Below are 6,088 nucleotides of genomic sequence, written 5' to 3' on the forward strand. Positions count from 1 at the left end.
CAAAAACAACAAACATTGATGATACTGTGAAAAAAGATTTAGCATTATTTTATAATTCTTGATATAATCAAAAGGATTAAAGTGCGTTTAGACTAGCGATTAGGATTAGTGATACAGGCTCGACTCCTGTGCAACTTACTTTTTTCATAGTTATCATTACTTTGTTGATTGTTTTTTCTTATGTAAAAAATAGTCTGCTGGCAACACCAAGATCAGAGCACAATTCTGATAAGGAGGGTAGCATTATGAGAAAGTTGAAAATATTAGTAGCTTCAGTAGTTGAAGTAGCATCTAACTTATGTATTTTGTCCATGGATGGATCGCTAATCTAAGTGCATTTAATTTCTAAGCAAACTCAATTCTCAGTGTTTTACCTACCGCATGTGCAACCCGTTCTAAAACTTCAATCGTGATACCCGTATTATCAGGATCAAGAATCCTATCTAACTGAGAACGACTTGTATTCAGTTGTTTTGCCAAACTTGTTTTGGTGATTTGCTTTTCCTGCATAATATCAGCTAACTGCAAAGCTAAAAGCCGTTTATGCACATTTGTAGAAACTTGTTCCAAAATATCTTCTTGCTCAAGAAAATCATCAAAATCACTACCAGTATATTGATTTGTCATTTTAGACCTCAGGAATTAGATTAGTTATTCATAATGTGTCCACATCCTCAACACATGTACTGTTTTTTCTTTTTCCGCCACGCGATAAATCAATCGATGTTGAATATTAATGCGCCGAGCATAGAAACCTTTTAAATTTCCAACAAGCTTTTCATAAGAAGGAGGGTTCTGAAAAGGGTCTATTGCTAGAATATGTAGGAGCTTTTCAGCTTGGACTTTGTAGCCAGCGCGTGAGATTTTTTTAGCATCTTTAACTGCTTGACGGCTTAAAATAACTTTCCAGCTCACCAATCTAAATCCTCTAAACATGTACCTTGCTCTAATGGTTCAGCCGCTGCTTCATGAATACTTTCAACCATATTAGGTATTTGATTTAAAAATAAAGTTTCTTCAATTGCTCGCCAGTCAGAGGCACTGATAATGACAAAGTTCTCACTGTCATGTTGATTTACATGTAATATTTCATGGTTTTCAATACAAGGTTTAATTTCTTGCTGTAAATTTTTTTGTAATTGTATTGCTGTTGTTTGTAGCATCTTTGATTTCCTTTTAATCAACTGCTCAAATTATAGCTTAATACAATGTCGCTTTTACAATTTACATTAGCCCATATTTCAAAACCAAAAATCAAACCTACCATCTAAACCCATAACCATCTACAATCACGGTTCTAATATTCATCACCTGAGGGAACGCCGATGCATTATTTAGGACAAGCCGCACATTCTGAATTTCGGATTCAAAAAATCAAGCAACAAGCCGATGTCGCCGAATTGCAATTAAGCACTCGTTATATTTATTTCCTTGAAGTTGAGGGGGAATTGAGTGAAGAACATGACCAGCATTTAAAAGAGCTACTCCATGTCGACGACGAAGCAGAACAGTTAGCAGAACACATACTGATTGTGATTCCGCGTTTTGGCACAATTTCACCTTGGTCGAGTAAAGCTACTGATCTTGCGGAAATTTGTGGTATCTCACCTGTGAAACGGATTGAACGTGGGATTGTGTGGGAATTCACGGGCGAAGTTGATGAAAGTCACAAGCAAGCTTTAGCGGTGGCGATTCATGACCGTATGACAGAAACCGTGATTGAAAATATTGCCGATAACGAAGGTTTATTTAAACACGATGCCCCGCGCCCATTAAACGTGATTCCATTGTTGGCGCAAGGCAAGCAAGCCTTAATTGATGCCAATAGCCAATATGGTTTAGCCTTATCAGAAGACGAAATTGATTATTTGGTCGAAAACTTCACCCAATTAAAACGCGATCCAACTGATGCCGAATTGATGATGTTTGCACAAGCCAACTCGGAACATTGTCGCCACAAAATTTTTAATGCAGATTGGACAATTGACGGGAAAGCGCAAGACAGCTCTTTATTCGGCATGATTCGTCAGACTCATGAAAAAAATCCAAACAAAGTTTTATCTGCTTATCACGACAATGCGGCGGTGATGGAAGGTTATCCCGTTAAAGGATTAATTCCCGATACCGAGCATCATTATCAAGAGCAAAAACAAGATAATGCGATTTTGATGAAAGTCGAAACCCATAACCATCCAACTGCGATTTCTCCATTTGCAGGGGCAGCAACAGGTTCGGGTGGCGAGATTCGTGACGAAAGCGCAACAGGACGTGGTGCAAAACCTAAAGCGGGTTTAGTTGGCTATTCAGTGTCTAACTTATTGATTCCAGACGCGCCACAGCCTTGGGAAACCGATTATGGCAAACCTGAGCGCATCGTATCCGCTTTGGACATTATGATAGAAGCCCCGATTGGTGCAAGTCGCTTTAACAACGAATTTGGACGCGCTGCATTAGGCGGTTATTTCCGTAGCTTTGAACAAGATTTTAATGGCAAACGTCGCGGCTATCACAAACCAATTATGATTGCAGGCGGCATAGGCAATATTCAGTCACAACAGGTTGATAAAAAACAAATTCCAGCAGGTTCTAAATTAATTGTACTCGGCGGGGCTTCAATGTTGATTGGCTTGGGTGGTGGTGCAGCGTCTTCAATGGCGACAGGTCACAGTGATGCCGCGTTAGATTTTGCCTCGGTGCAGCGCGATAATCCTGAAATGCAACGTCGATGTCAGGAAGTGATTGATGGCTGTTGGCGATTGGGTGAAGACAATCCGATTTTATCGATTCACGATGTCGGTGCGGGCGGTTTGTCCAATGCCTTGCCTGAATTGGTTCATCAAAGTGAAAAAGGCGCGACCTTTGATTTAAATAAAATTCCACGTGCCGATACCAGTTTGTCGCCAATGGAATTATGGAGCAATGAATCTCAAGAGCGTTATGTGTTGGCGATTGCGCCTGAAAGCATTGAATTATTTGAGAAACTTTGTCAGCGTGAATGTTGTCCGTATGCGATTGTCGGTGAAGCCACTGACGCGCAACAATTGGTTTTAACCGATGAACAAACCAAAGCGGTTGATATGCCGATGTCCGTTTTATTGGGCAAAACCCCGAAATTGCACCGCGATGTCAGTCATGCACCTGCTCCTGAAAAGTCTGATTTAGACAAAATTCCTGATTTAACCGAAGCTGCAATGCGCGTACTCAGTCATCCAACTGTTGCCGATAAGCAATTTTTAATTACGATTGGCGATCGTTCTGTTGGTGGTTTGACTGTGCGTGACCAGCTTGTCGGGCCTTGGCAAGTCGCGGTGGCAGATTGTGCGGTGACGGCGAGCAGTTTCCACAGTGACACGGGTGAAGCAATGGCGATGGGTGAACGCACTCCGTTGGCATTATTAAACGCGCCTGCATCGGGTCGGATGGCAATCGGCGAAGCATTGACCAACTTGGCAGCGGCAAAAGTCGACAAGCTCAACGACATTGTTTTATCAGCCAATTGGATGGCGGCGTGTGGTCAAGAAGGTGAGGACGCGGCGTTATTCGATACAGTCAAATCCATCACTCAAGACATTTGCATCAAGCTCGGCATCAATATTCCCGTGGGCAAAGACTCATTATCAATGCACACCCAATGGCAAGACGACGGTAAAGACAAAGCCGTAACTGCGCCGTTATCGCTAATCGTGTCGGCATTTGGTCGGGTATCCAATATCCACAAAACCATGACTCCACAATTACGTGGCGGTGAAACCTCTTTAATGTTAGTGGATTTGGGACGCGGTAAAAATCGTTTAGGCGGCTCAATCTTGATGCAAAGCTACAAGGCGATGGGCGATAAAACCCCAGATTTGGATAATCCTGAAGATTTAAGTCAGTTTTTCAATGCGATTCAAGAGCTGAATAAACAAGGCAAAATCAAAGCTTATCATGACCGTTCGGACGGTGGTTTGTTTGCCACAGTGTGTGAAATGATGTTTGCTGGTGGTTGTGGTGTGGATTTGCATCTTGAATCATTGGGCAGCGATCATTTAGCCACTTTATTTAGTGAAGAACTCGGCGCGGTGATTGAAGTCAATAATGACGACGTGGACACGGTACAAAATTATTTCATTCAAAACACCCGTTTATCGATTAATACCATCGGCACACCAAACGATACCGATACGTTGAATGTGTATCATCAAGGCATGTTGTTATTGAGCAATCCACGGGTGGATTTACGTCAAACGTGGAGCAAAACCAGTTACGAAATCCGTAAATTACGTGATAACCCACAATCTGCACAACAAGAATATGATGCTTTAGCCAATCCAAAAGACACGGGTTTATTCCTGCATACCACGTTTAAATTACAAGCCCCTGCGGTGAATACGGCGCGACCTAAAATTGCGATTTTGCGTGAACAAGGCGTGAATGGTCAGTTAGAAGTGGCGGCGGCGTTTACTCATGCAGGCTTTGAATGTGTCGATGTGCATACCAGTGATATTTTAGCGGGTCGCATGAGCTTGTCACAATTCAAAGGATTGGTTGCTTGCGGCGGCTTTTCATATGGTGATGTGTTGGGTGCTGGCGGCGGCTGGGCAAAATCGATTTTATACAACGAACGCGCAAAAGCTGAATTTCAAGCCTTTTTCCACCGTGAAGATACCTTTGGTTTAGGCGTGTGTAACGGTTGTCAAATGTTGGCGCAACTGAAAAGCTTAATCCCAAGCGCGGATTTATGGCCTGAATTTGTCACCAATAAATCAGAGCAATTTGAAGCACGTTTGTCGATGGCATACATTGATTTTTCACCATCGATTTTATTGAAAGACATGGTGGGGTCAAAAATTCCGATTGTGGTATCACATGGAGAAGGTCGGATTGAGACATTCGGCAAAGACAACGAGTTGATTTCTTCTGCGATAATGACGGGTACGATTGCGATGAAATATGTGGATAACGATGGACAAATGACTGAGCATTATCCTGCTAATCCAAATGGCTCGTTAATGGGTATTGCAGGGATGTCTAATTTAGATGGACGCTTCACGATTATGATGCCTCATCCTGAACGTATTTTCTTGACTTCACAGCTTTCTTACTTGCCTGAAACATGGACAGAAAAAGAAAGTCCGTGGATGCAAATGTTCTGGAATGCACGGCGTTGGGTTGGGTAGTTTGTACTAAACTGAGAGGCATGAGCTTTGGCTTGTGCCTCTTTTAAATTTATATGGTTAAAAATACAATAGAGCGAATATTTATATGACAAGGAATGTTCGATGACAATTAATTATCATCTAAACGAATTATCTGCTTCTGAGTTTGAAGATTTAGTTGTCCATATTTGTTTGGATATTTTAGGGCAAGGTACAAATTCATTTGCAGCAGGGCGTGATGGTGGACGAGATGCAACATTTGAAGGTACAGCAAACCGTTTTCCAAGTGAGTCAGAGTCAGAATCAGCAAAAGGTAAATTCGTTATTCAAGCAAAACATACTGCTTCTCCCATTGCATCTTGTTCTGACCGTGAATTTAACAGTATTTTAAAAAAAGAAATTCCTAAAATAAAAAAACTGTTCCAAAGTAATGAATTAGAAAATTATTTATTGTTTACGAATAGAAAGTTAACAGGTGACAAAGCAACAGAATTAACTCAATATTTGAAAGAACAAACAAATGTCACAAATGTTTGGCTGCGGGGAAAAGAAGCTATTGAAAAGTATTTACGGGAAAACTCCAAATTAGTTAGAGATTTAAATTTAAACCGTTTTAGACAGCCATTACAAATTCATCCTGAACAACTAGTTAGCATTATTGACATCTTTTATAATTATTTAGATGAACAAGAGCTAAAATCTGATATAGACTTAGAATATCTCAATTTAGAACAAAAAAATAAAATCAATGAGTTATCAGAAGAATATTTTGAATATATTAAGGAAAATTCTGAGATATATTTTGATGAGATAAAGAAATTTTTAGAAAAACCAAGAAATAAAAAGCAACGAAACCAGTACCAAGATATAGTGAGCGAGTTAAAGGGTAAATTAATTATTCACCGTGACGAGTTTGGAGTATTTGAAAAAATATTTGAGCACTTATATGA

The 6,088-nt window shown here is 40.4% G+C and carries 5 protein-coding genes; 2 read left to right on the forward strand and 3 right to left on the reverse strand.

The annotated features are described in order from the left end of the window. Positions 1–345 precede the first annotated feature (345 nt). Genes ABXH34_RS00505 through ABXH34_RS00515 form a run of 3 tightly spaced genes read right to left on the reverse strand, consistent with a single transcriptional unit; the run spans position 346 to position 1,163 of the window. A complete protein-coding gene (locus tag ABXH34_RS00505) occupies positions 346–627 on the reverse strand; it encodes a helix-turn-helix domain-containing protein (RefSeq protein ID WP_353569891.1) in 282 nt (93 codons plus the stop codon). A 24-nt stretch (positions 628–651) separates the two neighbouring features. Beyond that, positions 652–915 carry a Txe/YoeB family addiction module toxin gene (locus tag ABXH34_RS00510; RefSeq protein ID WP_353569892.1) on the reverse strand — a complete coding sequence of 88 codons (264 nt, stop codon included), beginning with the start codon at positions 913–915 and terminating at the stop codon, positions 652–654. After that, positions 912–1,163: a type II toxin-antitoxin system Phd/YefM family antitoxin gene (locus tag ABXH34_RS00515; protein ID WP_353569893.1), complete on the reverse strand. Its 252-nt coding sequence runs from the start codon at positions 1,161–1,163 to the stop codon at positions 912–914. The genes ABXH34_RS00510 and ABXH34_RS00515 overlap by 4 nt, the downstream gene beginning before the upstream one ends. Positions 1,164–1,325: 162 nt before the next feature. On the opposite strand from ABXH34_RS00515, the gene purL reads away from it, so the two are divergent. Both purL and ABXH34_RS00525 read left to right on the forward strand, forming a co-directional pair. Beyond that, positions 1,326–5,159 (forward strand): phosphoribosylformylglycinamidine synthase, encoded by a 3,834-nt coding sequence (gene purL, locus ABXH34_RS00520; RefSeq protein ID WP_353569894.1) that lies wholly within the window; start codon positions 1,326–1,328, stop codon positions 5,157–5,159. Between the two features lie 102 nt (positions 5,160–5,261). Then, on the forward strand, positions 5,262–6,088 hold an 827-nt coding region (locus ABXH34_RS00525), incomplete at its 3' end, for an ABC-three component system protein (RefSeq protein ID WP_353569895.1).

It is taken from the genome of Candidatus Albibeggiatoa sp. nov. BB20, assembly GCA_016744725.1.
Lineage (GTDB): Bacteria > Pseudomonadota > Gammaproteobacteria > Beggiatoales > Beggiatoaceae > Albibeggiatoa.

What these genes read in the sequence shown, in the direction of transcription:
- ABXH34_RS00505 (WP_353569891.1), bottom strand. Translation starts at nt 627, where the DNA reads ATGACAAATCAATATACTGGTAGTGATTTTGATGATTTTCTTGAGCAA.
- ABXH34_RS00515 (WP_353569893.1), bottom strand. Translation starts at nt 1,163, where the DNA reads ATGCTACAAACAACAGCAATACAATTACAAAAAAATTTACAGCAAGAA.
- purL (WP_353569894.1), top strand. Translation starts at nt 1,326, where the DNA reads ATGCATTATTTAGGACAAGCCGCACATTCTGAATTTCGGATTCAAAAA.